We start from the raw sequence: 19,799 nt of genomic DNA, 5'->3' as shown, positions 1-19,799 counted from the left end.
TAACCGATCGGTCGGCGGTTCGAGTCCGTCCCGAGGAGCCATATATACGGAGAGTTACCCAAGAGGCCGAAGGGGACGGTTTGCTAAACCGTTAGTATGCGCAAGCGTAGCGAGGGTTCGAATCCCTCACTCTCCGCCATATGTTTTAATCTTATAGCTTCATGGCGGTGTAGCTCAGCTGGTTAGAGCGTTCGGTTCATACCCGAAAGGTCGGGGGTTCGATTCCCTCCGCCGCTACCATATTAGTTGCGGTCGTGGTGGAATTGGCAGACACACCATCTTGAGGGGGTGGCGGGGCGACCCGTGCGAGTTCGAGTCTCGCCGACCGCACCATACTTCATAATCTTGGCCCGTTGGTGAAGCGGTTTAACACAGCAGCCTTTCACGCTGTCATACAGGGGTTCGAATCCCCTACGGGTCACCTAGCAAAATGCCCTGCGATTGCAGGGGTTCTGGAGGCTTAGCTCAGCTGGGAGAGCATCTGCCTTACAAGCAGAGGGTCGGCGGTTCGATCCCGTCAGCCTCCACCACTTATATTAATGGACAAGGAAGGTCAGCTAAAACGCCACGTCCTGTGGCAACACTGACACTCAGTAGTCCTGACTATCGCGGGATGGAGCAGCTCGGTAGCTCGTCGGGCTCATAACCCGAAGGTCGCAGGTTCAAATCCTGCTCCCGCAACCAAATATGGAGCTGTGGTGAAGTTGGAGTTCACGCCGGTCTGTCACACCGGAGGTCGCGGGTTCGAGTCCCGTCAGCTCCGCCATTTTTCTTAAAGAATGGCGAAGATCAATCATAAATGGCTCGGTAGCTCAGTCGGTAGAGCAGAGGACTGAAAATCCTCGTGTCGGCGGTTCGATTCCGTCCCGAGCCACCACTAATTAAATTTAGCAGCGCCGGTATAGCTCAATTGGTAGAGCACCTGACTTGTAATCAGGGGGTTGTGGGTTCAAGTCCTATTGCCGGCACCACCATTGGGGTATAGCCAAGCGGTAAGGCAACGGACTTTGACTCCGTCATTCCTAGGTTCAAATCCTAGTACCCCAGCCATTTGCGAGCCATTAGCTCAGTTGGTAGAGCATCTGACTTTTAATCAGAGGGTCGAAGGTTCGAGTCCTTCATGGCTCACCAGTTTTTTGTTGAATAAGCAAAGCTGCGTGATAGTAACAGTAATGCCTTTTCTGTTCTAAGTAAAATGCGGGTGTGGCGGAATGGCAGACGCACCAGATTTAGGTTCTGGCGGGCAACCGTGGGGGTTCAAGTCCCTTCACCCGCACCATACTATGACAGAAAGCTTTGCCCTCAGTACAAACCACATAAGATGTAACATGCGGACGTAGCTCAATTGGTAGAGCGTCGCCTTGCCAAGGCGAAGGTCGAGGGTTCGAGACCCTTCGTCCGCTCCATTTATTTGTGCCCTTAGCTCAGCTGGATAGAGCGTTTGACTACGAATCAAAAGGTCGGGAGTTCGAATCTCTCAGGGCACGCCATATTTCATATGAAACCGAAGAGTAGGAATAGATCCTACTCTTTTTTTTATAATGACTTGTGTATTTTTGCAAATTTTAAGCATTTTTCCCTTGTATCTCCTATTTGCATCCATTACTTTAGAATTACGCTGAAAGCATGGAGGAACAGCTGTTACAAACCTGCGGAAGAATATCATGGAACAGGAGTTGTATCAACATGAACCCTATCAAATTGGAACAAGTAAATCCTGCAATAGCCAGTTTAATCGATAATATAGAAAAAGTATTGATTGGTAAACGCTCTGTAATTGAGATGATGGTAGCGGCTGTTCTAGCGAATGGTCACGTTTTGCTCGAAGATGTACCAGGCGTTGGGAAGACCATGATGGTACGTGCATTGTCCAAATCAATCAGCGGTGAGTTTAGACGAATTCAATTTACCCCAGATTTGTTACCAACGGATGTGACAGGGGTTGCTATCTTTAATCAAAAAAGTCTGGAGTTTGAGTTCCGTCAAGGGCCAATTTTTGCAAATGTCATTCTTGCAGACGAAATTAACCGGACTTCGCCAAAAACACAATCCGCACTCTTGGAAGCAATGGAAGAGCGTTCGGTAACAATCGATGGTGCTACGTATCGATTGGCAGAGCCGTTTTTTGTGATGGCTACACAAAACCCATTAGAGTATGAAGGGACCTTCCCATTACCTGAAGCTCAATTGGACCGATTTTTCATGCAATTAAGCTTGGGGTATCCAACAGTAGAGGAAGAAATGCGGATGTTGTCCAGATTCTCGACGGCGAATCCATTGGAAGAGCTTCAGCCGGTTATTACCACCGCCGAGCTTGCGGAACTTCAACGCCAGGTATCGACGATCAAGGTATCGGAAGGAATAAAAGAATACATTGTGCGACTATGTCATCGTACGCGTGAGCATCATCATATTTATCTAGGCGTGAGCCCGCGCGGTTCCCTTGCTCTTTTCCGGGCTGTTCAGGCGTTGGCCTTCGTTCGTGGACGTGACTATGTCATTCCAGATGACGTGAAGGAGCTAGTCCCAGTAGTGTTTGCACACCGTATGATTGTGAAACCAGAAGCAAGATTGGAAGGAGCAACCGTAGATCGGGTGTTGGCTATGATCTTGTCTGAGACCCGTGTCCCGGTAAGCTAAGGCGGTGATTGCAGATGAGAAAGCAAAGGTGGGGTAGGCTCAAGGCGATCGCATTAGTCCTGATCACTTATGTATTCGCAAAATTTCAAGGCGGCTTCTCAAGCTGGTTTCTTTTCTATAGTAGTTTGGTGTTTCTCCTGTATGAAATTGTCGCTTATGTACTCATGTTCACGAAGCTAGAAGTCGAACGTGAACTAGATCGCAATCGTCTACAGGATGGGGAAGATGTCATAGTAACGATACGTCTGCGCCGGAGAATTTGGTTTCCGCTTGGATGGAATATGATTATGGAGCCATTGCCAGCGAGACTGGCTGGCGTGTATGAGCCGCATCGACAACTGGTATTCCCGTGGTTCAAAAGGGAAGTCGAGTTTCGTTATGTTATACCCAATGTACCGCGGGGATACTATCGTCTCGATGAATGTGTAGTGAGCGGTGGGGATTTTTTTGGATTTTTTGAGCGCCGCAAGGTTTATTCGATTTCTCAGGAGTTTCTCGTTTATCCAAAATACAAAGAATTGACCCATTGGGCCCTGGGGGACGGGAGCTTCAGTGGGACTGTGCATGTTTCCCATCGACGGTCTGATGACGTAGCAGCAGTACGCGGCGTAAGAGATTATCATCGGGGCGATCGCTTGAGCCAAATTCATTGGCGAGCTTCTGCACGGGGGACGGGTCTAAAGACGAAGGAGTTTGAGCATCAGGCGATGAATCAGGCGGTCTTTTTCCTTGATGTAGAGAAGGCGAGCTACCAAGGGAAGCCTGTGCACTTGTTCGAAACAGCAGTGAAGCTAGCCGCGAGTCTGATCGCCTACGCCAATCGGAATCAATACCATTATGGGCTCGTGTACAAGCAAGCAGAACGCATATCGATACCACCAGGTCTGTCCCATGCCCATTTCCTCAGAGTTTTTGATCAATTAGCTCGTGTCGCGCCAGAAGGACAAGAGTTATTTGCAAGAATTGTGGGAAGAGAAGCATTGGAGCAGCCTCAAGGTGTTACTTTGATTATTATTACACCGCATGTAGAAAAAACGTTAATCAGTCGTTTGGTCACACTCGCTCAAAAAGGCAGACGGGTGCAGTTGTTTCTCATGCAGAGCGAGTTAACGATTTCGCAGGAACAAAAACAAGCGTTGCAACTGCTTGGCGCAAACAAAGTAACATGTACGTCTATTCACATGGATGATCAAGAGTGGAAACGGATAGGAGGTGCATAGACTCATGAGCGTTTGGAAGCGTCCAACGATTTGGGAATGGGTCTTGGCCCTTCTTCTGTTCCTGATGTTAAGAGAGTGGCTTATTCCTCTACAGACATTAACCGATACGGGCGTTCTGTGGCCGTTTTATGCAATTGTGGCTGGCGTCATTATCATTGACCTGTTGATCCCTTATCGGTGGCTAACCTTACCGATCAAAGCTATAGGGCTAATGGTGCTTTTGCATGCTACTTTATTTGACAAACCGTTTTTTGACACGGAATGGATTGGTGCATTGTACAGGCAGATGATTCACGATCTTCCGTTAGCGTTTCAACAGGATTGGGCCAGCATGTCGATCTTGTCGCGGAATACTATGTTTGATCTCGTTTTGGTGTTGTTAGCGACGATGTTAACGTATCTGGTGCTGGAACAACGGCAAGGCTTATGGTTTGTCTTTTTGACGGAACTGTATATGGCGGTGTTGGATACGTTTCTCCCGTATGATGCCAGTGCAGGGGTTGTACGGACGCTGACCATTGGTTTCCTGATGCTGGCCATTAGCCATCTGATGAAGATGACGAACATGGCGACACTGGCAGGGAAGAGAAGCCGAATCATGCTCAACTCGCTGCTAGCTTCGGTGATGGTCATTATGGCTTGTATAGGCATCGGTTATGCTGCACCGAAGACAGGACCGTCATGGCCTGATCCGATCGCCTTTTTAACAGGGAAAGGAAACGATACCCCTGTTGGTGTGATGAAAAAAGTAGGATACGACAACAACGATGAACGGTTGGGCGGTCCTTTCCTGCAAGATAACACATTAGTATTTATTGCAAAGACGAACGAACGCAGCTATTGGCGTGGTGACTCGAAGGACGTGTATACGGGAGTTGGCTGGGAAAAAGGCGATAGAGAGTACGAGTCAATCCTGGACCCGCAAACCTATACATGGGAGAATACGCTGTTCCAAGGGCTTGAAACGAAGAAGGTACAAGCGACATTAGAATTTAAGGGCCCGCAGCAATTCCCGACTGTCTTTTATCAAGGTCAGCTGAAAAAGGTAAGCAACTACGCTCCACCAGAGGCAACCGTTGTTTATGACAAAATGAATCAGCAACTAGAAGTACGGGCAGGAAAAATCAACTTGGTTCAGTTGAGTGAAAAAAACGGTCGGCCAGAGTACGGCCCCAATCCGCTTTTGCTCAAACTGAATCAATACAAGGTCGAGACAGAGGTACCGATTGTCAGTGAAAAGGCCGTGACAAATGCGGGGACGGACTATCCGGATGATATCAAAGAGCGCTATTTGCAAGTGCCAGCTTCGGTGCCTCCGCGAGTGAGAGAGCTCGCTGCAACGATTACCAAGGATGCGAAGACTCCTTATGACAAAGTGAGAGCGATCGAGAATTACTTGCGCTCAAGTGGAAAATATAAGTATGAAACGAAAGACGTTCCAGTCGCCGCAGAAGGTCAGGATTTTGTCGATCACTTCTTGTTTGACAGCCTTCGAGGGTACTGTGATCATTTCTCCACCTCGATGGCGGTTATGCTGCGCACTCTGGATATCCCGACACGTTGGGTCAAGGGCTTCGCACCTGGTGAACGAGTGGGAACGGATGCGTTTAACTACGAGACTGTAGAAGTGCGTAACAAGGATGCTCACTCGTGGGTAGAGGTATACTTCCCGGGGGTTGGTTGGGTTCCTTTTGAAGCGACGAGTACATTCATGTCACCTGTTCGTTTTAATTACGATCTGGTCACCTCAAAGCCGGAGATCCCTGTCCCGTTGCCAAACATGGAGAATCAAACGGACATCGATCGTGGGAATGGACGTTTCAATGAGTTGGAAGAGGGCGACAGCCCAGCAGGCAGTTGGATTAAAATCCCATGGCAAGTAAATGCGGGCTTGGCAGTAGCCGCTGTCGCGGCAGGAATTATCGCGTGGCGTCGCAGACAAGACATCCAGCTATGGTGGATGCGCAGGCAACTGAATCAAGAGCGAAGCAGTGAGTTCCCGGATCGGTACCATCTGCTAATGCGAATGATGGAGCGAGTCTACACGCGCAGACAGCCAGGAGAAACGTTGCGGGAGTACGTGGGCAGGATGACCTTGCCGGCAGACAAGCGACAAGACCTGCGCTATTTGACAGAGCTGTACGAACGTACCGTGTATGGCTACAAACAAATGGAGCAAAAGGCGAGAACAACGGCAGAGCAAATACTCGAACGGTTAATCCGTCAATTGAAGCCTTGAACAATGCCGTTTCATCTGCTAGAATGACGATCAATGAGACTCGTATAATGATCAGGAATAGGGCCTGAAAGTTTCTACCGCTAGACCGTAAATTTGGCGACTACGAGGAGAGCACATCGGATTTTTGTACATGCAAACCGCACATGTGTACACAAGCTGGGACGTTGCCTCCGTATTGTTTATCGGAGATAGCAGTCCCGGCTTTTTTGCAAATATGCGACAACTTCGCATGGCATGCCGACACTTGCACGTCCTGTATGTTACAGGAGAAGGGGGATATGATGGACAAGTCAATGGAAATGGTCGTCGTACTCGATTTCGGAGGCCAGTACAATCAGTTGATCGCGCGCCGTGTACGCGATCTGGGTGTTTACAGTGAATTGATACCGTTCAATACACCTGTTGAAAAGATTAAAGAGATGAATCCAAAAGGGATTATTTTCTCTGGCGGACCTGCCAGCGTGTATGAAGAGGGAGCACCAACTGTAGACCCTGCAATTTTTGATCTGGGCTTGCCTGTATTGGGTATTTGCTACGGTATGCAGTTGATGAGCCATTTGACGGGCGGAAAAGTAGAACGCGCGGGTAAACGTGAGTACGGAAAAGCTGAATTGCGTATGCAGCAAAAACACAGCTTGTACGACAAGTGGGATACGAACGAAATCGTGTGGATGAGCCACTCTGACAAAGTAGTGGAGCTCCCAACCGGATTTGTCATTGATGCGGTAAGCGATAGCTGCCCAGTAGCTGCGATCAGCAACCCTGAGCGTCAGTTGTATGGTGTACAATTCCATCCGGAAGTAGTTCATACCGCAAAAGGTACTGAGTTCATCGGAAACTTCCTGTTCAACATTTGTGGATGTGAAGCGACTTGGAGCATGACGACGTTCATCGAGGATGAGCTGGTTCGCATTCGTGAAACAGTCGGCAACAAGCAAGTACTGTGTGCGTTGAGCGGTGGTGTGGATTCTTCCGTAGTAGCAGCTCTGATTCACAAAGCGATTGGCGATCAATTGACGTGCATGTTCGTTGACCACGGTCTTCTGCGCCAAGGGGAAGCAGAAGGGGTAATGGAGACATTCTCTGAGAAATTCTCCATGAAAGTGATCAAGATCGATGCTCGCGAGCGTTTCATGAGCAAGCTCAAAGGTGTATCTGACCCAGAGCAAAAGCGCAAAATCATCGGTAACGAGTTCATTTACGTATTCGATGAAGAAGCTGCGAAGCTGACAGATATGGACTTCCTGGCACAAGGTACGCTGTACACCGATATCGTGGAGAGCGGGACAGCAACTGCTCAAACGATCAAATCGCACCACAACGTAGGCGGTTTGCCAGAAGACATGAAGTTCACGTTGATTGAACCATTGAAAACATTGTTCAAAGACGAAGTACGCAAACTGGGTACAGAGCTGGGCTTGCCAGATGAGATTGTTTGGCGTCAGCCGTTCCCAGGACCAGGCCTCGGCATTCGTGTTTTGGGTGAAGTGACGGAAGAAAAACTGAAGATCGTTCGTGAATCCGATGCGATCTTGCGTGAGGAAATTGCCAAGGCAGGTCTTGATCGGGAAATCTGGCAGTACTTCACGGCTTTGCCAAACATGACGACCGTTGGTGTAATGGGAGATGTTCGTACGTATTCTTACACAGTAGGGATTCGTGCGGTAACGTCAATTGATGGTATGACTGCTGACTGGGCGCGCATTCCGTGGGATGTATTGGAGAAAATCTCTGTGCGTATCGTGAATGAAGTAGACAATGTAAACCGCATTGTATATGATGTAACGTCCAAACCACCAGCAACAATTGAGTGGGAATAGGAGCAAAAAATGACTCTCTTTTATTTGCGTGATTGGCGAATAAAAGAGAGTTTTTTTTTATGCCAAGAATTATCTCGTTCCATACATCATGAGAAGCTCTCCATTTTCTTTTGCCAGAGCAATATAAATGACCCCGCCTAGCCATCCCGGAGGAAGAGTTCCTTCGATAATCCAAGCTTCTGCAATAGGGTTGTAGCTGATGGCGAAGGGAGTTTCCTCCAAAAACTGAGAATAGTGCTCCGCTAAATAGGAAAAGATTGCCGTGGCAACTGCGTGTTCATCTGTAAGCTCACCAAAAGCAATTTCATCTCCAAACCGATCTTGCTTGCGAAGAGCATCGCGATCGGCGAAATAGAGTTCAAACCTCCCCAATAAATTCTCATCATACAAATCACGTTCTACCAGGCCATATTCGATGATCTTTTCCTTTTGGTGAACGTTGTGCTTGCTCTTTTTCTTATCGTCGATCCGTACGGTAATTCGATTGACTCGAAGCCGGTCACGTTCTCGCTCCTGCTCCGCTATTATTTGCTCCCAAGCCTCCATAAAGCTCATTTTGGATCTCCTCCATCTAATTATGAAGTATAACACAGGCTTTCTTAGAAAATATCCGGATATTAAGCTCTTTCCAAAAATGAACGTTCGTATTTTCGTTGACATTCCCTATGTCACCTGATACACTTCTCAATGTGAGCAGGTAATATAGGAAGGTTCGTATATTCTTGAGAATATGGCTCAAGAGTTTCTACATGGTCGCCGTTAACGACCTGGCTACGAACAAAATGTCATCGGGATCTGATTTTGTTATTATATTTGGAATTATTCCCGGAGTGTTTTGTTTGATGGCCAGGCGCATGATAAGAGCGTCCGGGCCTTTTTTTGTGAAAAACGTGTCGACGTTTTTCATTAAATAAGATGTGACCGTTTACGGTCGGCAAAAAACAGATAGACTGTTTTTTCAACAAGATTAGTATGGGGGGACTTATAGGTGCGGAAGTATTTCGAGTTTGACAAGCTAGGCACCAATTACCGTCGCGAAATCATCGCGGGTATCACTACTTTTTTGGCAATGGCATATATCTTGGCAGTCAATCCATTCATTCTCAGTGGAGCTGATCTGCCGCCAGATTTGAAAGCAAACTATCCTGAATTTGGGGCTGTCTTTACCGCAACGGCGTTGGCTGCTGCTCTCGGTACACTGTTAATGGGTATTCTCGGACGTTTGCCGATCGGTCAAGCTCCGGGGATGGGATTGAACGCATTTTTCACTTATACCGTCGTTCTGACGATGCAAATTCCTTGGCAACAGGCTTTGGCTGGCGTATTCCTCTCTTGTACGATCTTTTTGATCCTGTCTCTGACAGGGGTTCGTGAAGCGATCATCAAAGCGATTCCACAAAGCTTGAAATACGCAGTTTCAGCAGGGATTGGTCTTTTTATCGCGTTTATCGGTTTGAAAAACGCGGGTATTATCGTCGCAAATGATGCCACCTTCGTAGCACTGGGACATCTGACCTTCTATCACGAGGGCATGAAGCCGGAAGCAATTTTGGCAGCGAAAAATGCATTGCTTGCTGTGTTTGGTCTGATCGTGACGGTCATTCTGCTTTCTCGCAAAGTCAATGCAGGTATCTTTATCGGAATGTTGATTACGGCGATTACCGGGATGTTTTTCGGACTGGTGAATCTGCCTGAGCAAGTCGTTTCTGCACCACCGAGCCTTGCTCCTACATTCGGTGCTGCGTTCCAATATCTCGGTGATCCATCTGCATTGTTCACTGTGAATATGCTGATTGTTGTTTTGACGTTTTTGTTTGTAGACTTTTTCGATGCGACAGGTACGCTCTTGGGTGTAGCGAACCAAGCGGGATTGCTTCGCGAAGACGGCAATTTGCCACGTCCAGGAAAAGCACTCGCTTCCGATGCGATTGCAGGTATGGCAGGTGCGGTACTCGGTACTTCTACCACTACGGCTTATGTTGAATCGACAGCAGGGGTAGCGGCAGGCGGACGCTCCGGATTTACCGCAGTTGTCACAGGGATCATGTTCCTTCTGGCGTTGTTCTTCTCACCGATTCTCGCAATTGTGACACCAGCGGTTACAGCACCAGCGCTCATTATCGTCGGTGTTCTGATGGCTTCTCACATTGCAAAAGTGGCTTGGGATGACCTGGATGAAGCGTTCCCTGCATTCCTGACGATTTTGTTGATGCCATTGACTTACAGTATTGCAACAGGTATCGCGACGGGCTTCATCGTTTATCCGGTGATGAAGGTAATGAAAGGCAAGGCTCGCGAAGTACATCCGGCAATGTATGTGCTGTTCTTCGTCTTCCTGGCGTACTTCATCTGGCTGCGCGAATAGGATTTTTTGGGAATGAAGCTCTTCGTCCGCTGGACGGGGAGCTTTTTTTGCGCTATGATAGGAAAAATCTTTTTCACGGAAGGATGGACCGATTCCCATGACAGGTCTCAACATGTTCCTTCAACAGCATCACCACACGTAGAGCGTTTGTATCTTCGGAAATTTTTCCGCAGGTGCAAGCGCTTCTTGTGCTTCGTGCCTGCGGTGGTGTATTTAGGAAGCCATGCGGGCAGGAAGTTGCCTTGCATGGCTTTTTTGGTTTTCCCTATCTGAAAAAAGAAAGGGTGTTATTCATGGAAAATGAAGTATTAAAAACGGTAAAAGGCACCAAAGATTTCATGCCGCAGGAGCAAATGCAACGAAACTGGATACGACGGACGCTCGAAGCAGTATTCGAGACATACGGCTGCAAACCGTTGGAGACGCCTATGCTGCAGCACTACGAATTGCTGGCATCCAAGTACGGTGGCGGGGATGAAATCTTGAAGGAAGTGTATCGCTTGAGCGATCAAGGAGATAGAGAGCTTGGGCTACGCTATGATTTGACCGTACCGTTGACGAAGGTGGTGGGCATGAATTCTGAGATGCGGATGCCGTTCAAGCGGTATGAGATCGGAAAAGTATTTCGGGACGGTCCAGTAAAAACCGGGCGCTTGCGCGAATTTATTCAATGCGATGTCGATATCGTGGGAACGACATCGGTGCTGGCTGAAGCAGAATTGCTCAGTATGGCGTTTGAGGCATTCAAGCGGCTGGGGCTCGACGTGTACATTGAGGTCAACAACCGCAAGCTGTTATCTGGGGTGCTTCAGGAGCTGGGAGTCCCCATAGAGCGGGCCGGGGATGTCATGCTGTCGCTGGATAAGCTCGAGAAAATCGGCGTGGACGGAGTGCGTGATGATTTGCGGGAGCGAAACGTCGAGGAATCACTCGCTTTGGCGATTACGTCTTTCCTGCAAGAAGGTGTGATTACCCTGGATCTGTTGGCAGAGCGCTTTTCATCCCCGCTTGTTCAGGAAGGGATTCGGGAGCTGCGCGATATGCTTGCCTATGTAAAAGGAGCGGGTGTGGGTGGGGAGCTTCGTTTCTCGCCATTTTTAGCAAGAGGCTTAGGAATCTACACAGGGATTGTGTATGAGATCTTTTTGCAGGATGGAAGTATGACGTCCAGTATCGGCAGTGGGGGACGTTACGATCAGATTATCGGTCGGCTTTTGGATGATGGAAGAGAGTATCCCGCTGTAGGGATTTCGTTTGGTTTGGATGTCATTCTTGCAGCATTGGCCAATCGCAATACGGAGGAGCAGAGAGCTGCCGATGTATTCGTCATTCCCCTCGGGACAGAAGCATCCAGTCTCGGCTTGGCTAATCGATTGCGCGAGAGCGGCATCAGAGTCGAGCTGGAGTTGACCGGTAGACGGCTGAAAAAAGCACTCGATTATGCAAACAAAGAAGGCTTGGCTTTTGCCTTGATCTATGGGGAAAACGAAGTGAACAGTGGGCAGGTCGTCGTCCGAGATATGCGAGAGGGAACGGAACAGCCGGTTCCATTGGAGTTGGTTGAAAAGTGGCTGTCCGACAAGCTATCAGGGTAAAGCGGAAAGATAGTCTTTTTCTTCCATTTTTTGTACAGTAGAGAAAAGGGGGAGATAGCGTGAAGAAATGGGTCTCAATGGCCGGTTGTAGCTTATTGTTTTTGACGTGGATGTTGCCTGTAAATGCTGAGGAGGGTACTGCGCTTACGCCTAAACCACTCTATCAGGCTGATGTGCGAATTGATCCTATCAAGAAAGAAGTAGCAGGAACCGTAACGATTACCTTTTGGCCAAAAGACCCTACTCGTGCCTATCTCCATCTTTACCCGAACGTATTTACAGAAGAGCATCAAGGCATGCTATGGGAGGAACTTTTAGGCAATGGCCCAACGCTTGGCTCATACACTAATAAAAAGCTCTTGGTCGATGGAGTAGCGGTTGTCGGCAAAAAGACGAACGACCTGAACATCCTCGAAGTGCCTCTAGAAGGAGAGCCGGGCTCACGAAAGATTGTGATGGAGTTCGAGATGACTCTTCCGCGAAACGACGGCAGGATGTCGTACGATGACCAATCGATCTGGCTGGGGAACTGGCTCCCGGTTCTTGCAGTGTACGGCAAGGAAGGATGGCATCTCGATCCGTACGAGCCTGTCGGTGATCCATTTTACAGTGAGAACGCAGATTATGAGGTGAACGTGACGCTGCCAAAAGACTATCAATTGGCGAGCACGGCGCCAGACAGAGCTGCGAAGCAGGTTTCTGCTCGTGAGGGAGAAAAGACAATACAGCTTGGTGCAGAAAACGTGAGGGATTTTGCCCTAGTCGTTATGGATGCCTCCTATCAGCGAAGGGAAACGAAAGTGGGAGAAACAACCGTCCGAACATGGTGGCGGAAAACAGATGATCCGGCAACTGCTGAGCAGATTCATGAAGCAGCAGTGAAGTCTCTCGCCTATTTTCATGATCAATTGGGTGCCTATTCATATCCCGAATACGATGTGGTAAGGACTGGTGGCGCGATTAATGGAATGGAGTACCCAGCATTGGTCTTTCTCGATGGGCGTCATTTCTTTTCCGGGGAAGAAACAGGTATCGTTACGGTTGTCCATGAGACGGCACATCAGTGGTTTTACGGCTTGCTCGGAAATAATCAGGTAAAGGAAGCGTGGTTGGATGAGGGATTCACGGAGTACGTGACGCTCTCGTACTTATCTCAGCAAGACCCGCTGTTGGGAGCAGAACGGGTGCGCAGACGACTGGAGCAGGGCACCTCTGTTCAGTATTACGTGGCAGAGGAACTGCGTCCTTGGCAAGCGCTGTCAGCATTCCCAGATAATCAGAGTTATAGCGATCTCGTCTATTCCCGACCGTCCTCAATGCTGTGGCTATTGCAGGGAGCGTGGGGGGAAGAAAGGGTACATGACGTTTTGAAGCAGTTTGTTGAGAAGTACCGTTATCAGATTGTGACCGGAAAGGATTGGGAAGCCTTTCTATCTGAGATGGCAGGAGAAGATGCGAGTGCTTTCTTGGATTATTGGTTGAAAGTAGACATGTCCCAGCAGGAACAGGCAGCAGCTTGGCTGGAGCGCCAACGTCTCAAGCATCAGAAGAAGTAATCGAAGGCAGGGGATCACGATGTGGCGGAAGCATTGGGTGGTCATCGTGGCAGTAGGAGTCGTTTTGACTGTATTCTTGACCGTCCGTCCTTGGACAGGGCAGGCAGGCTTAGATGCTCAGGAGATTGTGCCGATTGGTCACAGGCAGGCTGCAGTTACTTACAAGGCCGATGTACAAATCGATATGAACAAGCACGTGGTAAAAGGCATGCTGACGGCTCGCTTTGTCCCACAAGATGACCAAGCTTTTTTTCATTTATATCCCAATGCTTTTTCTGCGAATGCTGCTCTCAGTGGAGAGAACTGGGAGGTTGTACTGGGCAAACAGCGTGAGCCCGGTGGTATCAAGATAAGCGAAGTACGGGTAAACGGAAAAAGTGTCAGCGTACAGTATGCAGGAAAGACCAAAACGCTTTTACAAGTGCCCCTTCCTGCAAGAACATCGTCTGCTGAGACGGTAGTGGAGATGAATTTTCAGCTCGAGGTTCCTTATAACAACGGGCGAATGTCTTACCATGATCATGCGATGTGGCTGGGGAACTGGCTGCCGATCCTGGCTGTCAAGGATGCAGGAGGCTGGCGGCTCGATCCTTATTCCGCGATTGGCGATCCTTTTTACTCGGATGTGGCGAATTATCATTTGCGTGTGCAGCTATCAGAGGGGTACCAGCTTGCTACGAGTGGATTGGAGAGCGTGGCTGTCATCACCGAGACGAGACCGCAACGGCTAAAAATCTATGAGGTAGACGCCTGGAACGTTCGGGATTTTGCCCTTGTCGTCATGGACGATACGTACCAGCCCATATCTGGCAAGGTCGGGGAAACCATCGTACGTACGTGGGTGCAGAAAAGTGATGACCCGCAAAACGTAGAACGAATACATGAGACTGCCAGGGAGTCACTCGATTATTACGGAAAACAGTTCGGGGTGTATCCGTATAAGGAATACGATGTTGTCAAAACAGGCGGCTTCTTCGGCGGGATGGAGTACCCGAGCCTCGTTTTTATTGCCCAGGAGTATTTTGAGCGGAGCGATGGCATGGGGGAAGCCGTCGTAGCGCACGAAACGGCGCATCAGTGGTTTTACGGGTTGGTCGGAAACGACGAGGTGCGAGAGGCTTGGCTGGATGAGGGACTGACGGATTATGCGACGATGGTATTTTTGCAGCAAAAGTCCCCCGCACAATCACAAGCGTATATTCAGATGCGCCTAGGCCAAGCACGTGCAGCGGAAGGATATGCGAACCAAGGAGTCACCGCGAAGTCGTCCGTGGAGGCTTTTCCCGACTGGAGGAGCTACAATGACCTCGTCTACGGGCGAGCGGGTGCCATGTGGTGGAACTTGAAAGAAGAATGGGGAGTCGAACGACTGCATCAGGTGTTGCGTCAATATGTACGGGATCATCAATACAAGCAGGCGAATGGGGAGCAAATCACAGCGCTATTGACTGCAACTGCGGGGGCGGATGCCAGTCCCTATTTGGATTATTGGCTTCGGGTTGAGCTAGAGAAAGCCGAAGCGGCAAACAATTGGGTAGAAAAAGGCAAACACGAATAATTTTTGATCTTCCATTTTTAAATGTTCGGAAACGAGGTTGACAGGCAAACTTTCTCCCTGCTACACTAAATACGTTGAGTGAAAATGAGTTCGAATAGCCCAGGCGATGAGAGCGGCGCGAAAAGCCGTTAGTCGGTTGGGTTTTCTTCTGATGTTACAAAACGTAGGGGGCGAATGGTTCATGCTACAGCCTTTGGTAGGAGTCATTATGGGCAGTACGTCAGACTGGGAAACAATGAAGGAAGCTTGCGCAATCTTGGACGAATTGCAGGTACCGTACGAAAAGAAGGTCGTGTCTGCACACAGAACGCCAGACTTGATGTTTACGTATGCCGAGACCGCGAAAAGCCGCGGTTTGGAAGTCATCATTGCGGGTGCGGGCGGAGCAGCTCATTTGCCAGGAATGGTAGCGGCCAAGACAGAGTTACCTGTTATTGGTGTCCCGGTGAAATCATCCAACTTGAATGGTCTCGACTCGCTTTTGTCGATTGTGCAAATGCCAGGTGGCGTGCCTGTAGCGACAGTTGCGATCGGAAAAGCTGGAGCCATCAATGCAGGGCTATTGGCTGCGCAAATTTTGGGGATCAAATATCCAGACGTACAAGAGCGGTTCGTGCAAAGACGTGATGATGTACGCAATAAGGTGCTGGAGGCTAGTGAACTCGAATGACAACCAAAGACCGTAAGCAAATCAAACCAGGATCGACCCTAGGAATACTCGGTGGAGGACAGCTTGGACGGATGATTGCTCTTGCGGGACGAGCTATGGGCTATCGTTTTGTCACAATGGACCCGACAGCAGACGCACCATGCGGCCAAACGGCAGATCGGCAAATTGTTGCCAGCTACGATGATGTAGAAGCAGCGATGCAGCTTGCCTCGGTCAGTGATGTGATCTCTTATGAATTTGAAAATGTTGATGCGCAGGTCGCTGAAGTGTTAGAGAGCCGCGCTTACGTACCGCAGGGAAGCCGCCTTTTGCGTATCACCCAAAACCGGATTCGGGAAAAGACCGCCATTCGCGAGATCGGCATCCCTGTTGCTCCGTTTTGTGTCGTGAATAGCTTGGAGGATTTGCAAGACGCCGTGCGTGAACTGGGACTGCCTGCTGTTATGAAGACGGCAACTGGCGGGTATGACGGTAAAGGACAATGGGTATTGAGAAGCGAGGCTGAGCTGGCGGAGGCGTATGAAACGTTGTCCAAAGCAGGTACAGAGCTGATCGTGGAACAATTTGTACCATTTCAAATGGAGCTGTCTGTTATTGCTGCACGCAATCCTGCGGGAGAACTGGCTGTTTTTCCTGTGTCAGAAAATATTCATCAGGAAAACATCCTGCACCTGAGCATCGTACCCGCTCGTATTTCGGCTGAAGTAGCAGCCCGTGCGGAAGAAATTGCTCGCACGATTGTAGAAAAGCTGGATGTGATCGGACTCATTGCCGTTGAGCTGTTTTTGACCGAAGATGGTCAGTTGTATGTGAATGAATTGGCGCCTCGACCGCATAACTCTGGGCATTTTACCATGGATGCTTGTGTCACCTCGCAGTTTGAGCAGCATGTTCGGGCGGTTTGTAATCTGCCTTTGGGATCTACAGAGTTGCTCTCGAGCGTTGTGATGGTTAATATTTTGGGAGAGCATCTACAGCCTGTGATCGATCAGATCGACAAGCTGCCGCGCACAGCCAAGCTCCATTTGTACGGAAAAGCAGAGAGCAAGGCCAAGCGAAAAATGGGGCATATCAATGTGCTCGCCCCTACTGTAGAAGAAGCGCTCACCCTGATTGATGAGCTGAAAATCTGGACGAATACATCGGAGGTATTATCATGATCGAACGTTATTCCCGACCGGAAATGCGCGCCATTTGGACGGAAGAAAACAAATTCAAAGCGTGGCTGGAAGTAGAAATTCTCGCGTGTGAAGCATGGTCCAAGCTGGGCGTCATTCCTGAGGAAGACGTGAAAAAGCTGTGGGAAAAAGCTACTTTTGATATGAACAGAATCTATGAGATCGAAGAAGAGACACGCCATGATGTGGTGGCGTTTACCCGTGCGGTATCGGAAACCTTGGGCGAAGAAAAGAAGTGGGTGCATTACGGACTGACTTCTACAGATGTGGTGGATACTGCGCTGTCTTACCTGCTGCGTCAGGCGAACGAGATTTTGGAGAAGGATATCGAAGACTTCATCGAGATTTTGGCAGACAAAGCTCGTGAGCACAAGGATACGGTTTGCATGGGCAGAACGCATGGTGTGCATGCGGAGCCTACGACTTTTGGCTTGAAGCTGGCCCTGTGGTATGAAGAAATGAAGCGCAACCTGGCGCGTTTTCAGGCTGCGAAAAAAGAAGTGGCGTACGGCAAAATCTCTGGCGCAGTAGGAACATACGCAAACATCGATCCGTTCGTGGAAGCATACGTGTGCGAGAAGCTGGGACTGTCGGCAGCGCCTATCTCGACTCAAACCTTACAGCGTGATCGCCACGCTGAGTATATGGCAACATTGGCACTGATCGCAACTTCTTTGGAGAAATTTGCGACAGAAATTCGAGGTCTGCAAAAGAGCGAAATGCGCGAGGTGGAAGAAGCCTTTGCCAAAGGACAAAAAGGTTCTTCTGCAATGCCACACAAGCGTAACCCAATCGGCAGCGAAAACATTTGCGGTCTGGCTCGTGTTATCCGCGGTCACATGCTCACTTCTTATGAAAATGTTTCCCTCTGGCATGAACGGGATATTTCTCACTCCTCTGCGGAGCGCGTGATTTTGCCAGATGCGACGCAAGCGTTGAACTATATGCTGCGCCGTTTCATGAACATCGTGAAAAACTTGACGGTATTCCCTGAGAACATGAAGCGCAATATGGACCGTACCTTTGGATTGATCTACTCGCAGCAAGTGATGCTCAAGCTGATCGAAAAAGGCATGAGCCGCGAGCAAGCCTATGATACGGTTCAGCCTCGTGCGATGCAGGCTTGGGAAGAGCAACGTTCCTTCCGTGCGATCGTCGAGGAGGATACAACGGTCAGCTCTACACTGTCCAAGGAAGAGCTGGATGAGTGCTTTGATTACCGTTACCACCTGAAGCATGTGGATACGATTTTCCAACGTCTCGGATTGATTTAAATGCAAGTGCCCTCGAATTATTTCGGGGGCGTTTCTTTTTATATAGTAGCCTCGGTGGGGGAGAAGCGCAGCTTTTTGTAAAAAGCTTGACAGTGAATTCAAGACTATCTTCAATTGTCAATGAGCGGTCAAGCGGCTACTATTATTGGAAACTCATACCGATAGAAGGAGGACTAATATGAATCCACTACTGCTCTCTTTTCCGGAACATTTTGAAACTCAGCGATTATTGATTAGAGCACCGCAATGGGGGGATGGTCAATTTGTAAATGAAGCCATACGTGAAAGTGTAAATGAGATGCGACCCTGGCTTCCGTTTGTAAAAAACCTCCCATCTATTGACGATTCGGAAGCCTACGTACGTAAGGCCAGGCTCAATTTTCTAGAGCGCACAGACTTAGTGCTACATATATTTGAAAAGAATACAGGGCAGTTTGTGGGCAGTAGTGGGCTCCATCGTTTTGATTGGTATGTACGCAAATTTGAAATTGGATATTGGCTACGCACATCGCGTACTGGTGAGGGTCTAATGACAGAGGCAGTAAAAGGTATCGTTGCCTTTGCCATTGCTGAGTTGGAAGCTAACCGCCTTGAAATTCGTTGTGATACTCGAAATAACGCAAGTATAGCTGTAGCTAAGAAGGCAGGATTTATGTTGGAGGGCACTTTACGTAATGTGAACCGAAATGACTCAGGAGAACTGACTGATATCCACATCTTTTCATTAGCAAAAGGTTATGAATATCATTGATAACTGAGTTAACGGATGCGAAAGTATCAGTCTACTCCCCCCACCAAAACGGTTTTGAAGACAACTTAAAAAATTCCTTAAGAAATTTTTAAAGATTTCTTTTGAAAGTTGTAACCGAAATGAAACCACTTCCGTACCTACTTGTGCGAGCTTACAACGAGCCCATAAGTACCTTACAAAAGTGTAAGCTTCCTGAAATATAACTCGATGGTTCCTGCTTCGTTTCGACCGTACAATGAAATCAATTCATACGGATCACGAAACGGGAGATCGATTATGACGACAGCAATCATGTATCCAAAATTAAGTCACCAACAAATTTACGAAGATTACTCTGCTAAAATATATCGCTATTTCCGCTACCGGGTAAAAAACGTCTGGGATGTGGAAGACCTGACAACGACTGTGTTTATCAAGGTGTACTCCAAGCTTGAGCAGTACGATGGCCGCCATCCTTTTGGCGCCTGGATTTTCCGAATTGCGCACAATGCTTTGATTGACTACATGCGCAAGAAGCGGGAGAGTCCGGTAGATCAGGACACATTTAGCAATATGGTCGCAACAGATAAGCTGCCGGAGGAGTGCCTTCTGAATCAGGAGACAACCGAGGGCTTGTGGGATAAGGTGCACACGCTGACAAAGGATCAGCGCAATGTGATCGCCCTGCGCTATCTCGGAGATTTGCGAATGAATGAGATCGCGGAAATTTTGGGTAAGACAGAGGCTTCGGTGAAAATCCTGCACTTCCGTGGGATTAAGAAGCTACAGCAATTGATGGAGAATCAAGCATAAAGGGGGGACAACAGTCCTACCCTTTTTTACTATTGGCAGGCTGTGGTGGAGAGAAGAATATTTCCAGGCTTGGCTCCAGGCTCCGTCCTGCTGGGGTCAAGACTGTCCGCTCCGAAGGGATTCGCGGGGAAACGCAAAAGT

General features: G+C 48.7%; 14 protein-coding genes, 14 tRNA genes and 2 riboswitches. Of the genes, 27 read left to right on the top strand and 1 reads right to left on the bottom strand.

Features of this window, described 5'->3' with window-relative positions; genetic code table 11:
- Positions 1-48 precede the first annotated feature (48 nt).
- From ASG16_RS10420 to guaA, 18 genes are all read left to right on the top strand, one after another.
- Positions 49-139, top strand: a tRNA-Ser gene (locus tag ASG16_RS10420).
- A 24-nt stretch (positions 140-163) separates the two neighbouring features.
- Positions 164-240: transfer RNA gene (locus ASG16_RS10415), tRNA-Met, on the top strand.
- An 8-nt stretch (positions 241-248) separates the two neighbouring features.
- Positions 249-333, top strand: a tRNA-Leu gene (locus ASG16_RS10410).
- Positions 334-347: 14 nt separating this feature from the next.
- Positions 348-421 (top strand) — tRNA-Glu (locus ASG16_RS10405).
- A 33-nt stretch (positions 422-454) separates the two neighbouring features.
- Positions 455-530: transfer RNA gene (locus ASG16_RS10400), tRNA-Val, on the top strand.
- 77 nt (positions 531-607) lie between these two features.
- Positions 608-684, top strand: a tRNA-Met gene (locus ASG16_RS10395).
- Between the two features lie 5 nt (positions 685-689).
- Positions 690-766: transfer RNA gene (locus ASG16_RS10390), tRNA-Asp, on the top strand.
- A gap of 35 nt (positions 767-801) precedes the next feature.
- Positions 802-877, top strand: a tRNA-Phe gene (locus ASG16_RS10385).
- Between the two features lie 18 nt (positions 878-895).
- Positions 896-971, top strand: a tRNA-Thr gene (locus tag ASG16_RS10380).
- Positions 972-975: 4 nt separating this feature from the next.
- Positions 976-1,050, top strand: a tRNA-Gln gene (locus tag ASG16_RS10375).
- 5 nt (positions 1,051-1,055) lie between these two features.
- Positions 1,056-1,131, top strand: a tRNA-Lys gene (locus tag ASG16_RS10370).
- A gap of 66 nt (positions 1,132-1,197) precedes the next feature.
- Positions 1,198-1,279: transfer RNA gene (locus ASG16_RS10365), tRNA-Leu, on the top strand.
- Between the two features lie 51 nt (positions 1,280-1,330).
- A tRNA-Gly gene (locus ASG16_RS10360) sits at positions 1,331-1,406 on the top strand.
- A 7-nt stretch (positions 1,407-1,413) separates the two neighbouring features.
- A tRNA-Arg gene (locus ASG16_RS10355) sits at positions 1,414-1,490 on the top strand.
- 196 nt (positions 1,491-1,686) lie between these two features.
- Positions 1,687-2,640, top strand: a complete 954-nt coding sequence (locus ASG16_RS10350; protein WP_056494513.1) for an AAA family ATPase — start codon at positions 1,687-1,689, stop codon at positions 2,638-2,640.
- A 14-nt stretch (positions 2,641-2,654) separates the two neighbouring features.
- Positions 2,655-3,860 carry a DUF58 domain-containing protein gene (locus ASG16_RS10345; protein WP_056494516.1) on the top strand — a complete coding sequence of 402 codons (1,206 nt, stop codon included), beginning with the start codon at positions 2,655-2,657 and terminating at the stop codon, positions 3,858-3,860.
- Between the two features lie 4 nt (positions 3,861-3,864).
- Entirely contained in the window at positions 3,865-6,099 is a 2,235-nt protein-coding gene (locus ASG16_RS10340) for a transglutaminase TgpA family protein (protein ID WP_056494519.1), read from the top strand.
- A gap of 20 nt (positions 6,100-6,119) precedes the next feature.
- A riboswitch (purine riboswitch) is annotated at positions 6,120-6,222 on the top strand.
- A 158-nt stretch (positions 6,223-6,380) separates the two neighbouring features.
- Positions 6,381-7,919, top strand: coding sequence for a glutamine-hydrolyzing GMP synthase (gene guaA / locus ASG16_RS10335; RefSeq protein WP_056495055.1), 1,539 nt, complete (start codon positions 6,381-6,383; stop codon positions 7,917-7,919).
- 69 nt (positions 7,920-7,988) lie between these two features.
- On the opposite strand, the gene ASG16_RS10330 is transcribed toward guaA, so the two are convergent.
- Positions 7,989-8,474 carry an NTF2 fold immunity protein gene (locus ASG16_RS10330; protein ID WP_056494521.1) on the bottom strand — a complete coding sequence of 162 codons (486 nt, stop codon included), beginning with the start codon at positions 8,472-8,474 and terminating at the stop codon, positions 7,989-7,991.
- Positions 8,475-8,611: 137 nt separating this feature from the next.
- Positions 8,612-8,713, top strand: a riboswitch (purine riboswitch).
- A gap of 194 nt (positions 8,714-8,907) precedes the next feature.
- On the opposite strand from ASG16_RS10330, the gene ASG16_RS10325 reads away from it, so the two are divergent.
- From ASG16_RS10325 to ASG16_RS10285, 9 genes are all read left to right on the top strand, one after another.
- Positions 8,908-10,284, top strand: coding sequence for an NCS2 family permease (locus ASG16_RS10325; protein WP_048030963.1), 1,377 nt, complete (start codon positions 8,908-8,910; stop codon positions 10,282-10,284).
- 293 nt (positions 10,285-10,577) lie between these two features.
- Positions 10,578-11,879 carry a histidine--tRNA ligase gene (locus tag ASG16_RS10320; protein WP_056495057.1) on the top strand — a complete coding sequence of 434 codons (1,302 nt, stop codon included), beginning with the start codon at positions 10,578-10,580 and terminating at the stop codon, positions 11,877-11,879.
- A gap of 59 nt (positions 11,880-11,938) precedes the next feature.
- Positions 11,939-13,435 carry a M1 family metallopeptidase gene (locus tag ASG16_RS10315; protein WP_056494523.1) on the top strand — a complete coding sequence of 499 codons (1,497 nt, stop codon included), beginning with the start codon at positions 11,939-11,941 and terminating at the stop codon, positions 13,433-13,435.
- 19 nt (positions 13,436-13,454) lie between these two features.
- Positions 13,455-14,993: a M1 family metallopeptidase gene (locus ASG16_RS10310; protein WP_056494525.1), complete on the top strand. Its 1,539-nt coding sequence runs from the start codon at positions 13,455-13,457 to the stop codon at positions 14,991-14,993.
- Between the two features lie 181 nt (positions 14,994-15,174).
- On the top strand, positions 15,175-15,663 hold the full coding sequence (gene purE / locus ASG16_RS10305; protein WP_012684280.1) for a 5-(carboxyamino)imidazole ribonucleotide mutase: 489 nt from the start codon (positions 15,175-15,177) through the stop codon (positions 15,661-15,663).
- Positions 15,660-16,823, top strand: coding sequence for a 5-(carboxyamino)imidazole ribonucleotide synthase (gene purK / locus ASG16_RS10300; RefSeq protein WP_056494528.1), 1,164 nt, complete (start codon positions 15,660-15,662; stop codon positions 16,821-16,823). Before purE ends, purK begins: the two co-directional genes overlap by 4 nt.
- The gene (gene purB, locus ASG16_RS10295; protein ID WP_056494531.1) at positions 16,820-18,115 is read left to right on the top strand and encodes an adenylosuccinate lyase; all 1,296 of its coding nucleotides are present in this window, start codon (positions 16,820-16,822) and stop codon (positions 18,113-18,115) included. The genes purK and purB overlap by 4 nt, the downstream gene beginning before the upstream one ends.
- Before the next feature lie 178 nt (positions 18,116-18,293).
- Positions 18,294-18,866, top strand: coding sequence for a GNAT family N-acetyltransferase (locus tag ASG16_RS10290; RefSeq protein WP_056494534.1), 573 nt, complete (start codon positions 18,294-18,296; stop codon positions 18,864-18,866).
- 276 nt (positions 18,867-19,142) lie between these two features.
- A complete protein-coding gene (locus tag ASG16_RS10285) occupies positions 19,143-19,658 on the top strand; it encodes a sigma-70 family RNA polymerase sigma factor (protein WP_056494538.1) in 516 nt (171 codons plus the stop codon).
- The last annotated feature ends 141 nt before the right edge of the window (positions 19,659-19,799 follow it).

The organism is Brevibacillus sp. Leaf182 (assembly GCF_001423865.2).
Taxonomy (GTDB): Bacteria; Bacillota; Bacilli; order Brevibacillales; family Brevibacillaceae; genus Brevibacillus; species Brevibacillus brevis_C.
The sequence above is the reverse complement of the archived record's forward strand: the minus strand, read 5'-3'. Positions and strand labels throughout refer to the sequence as shown.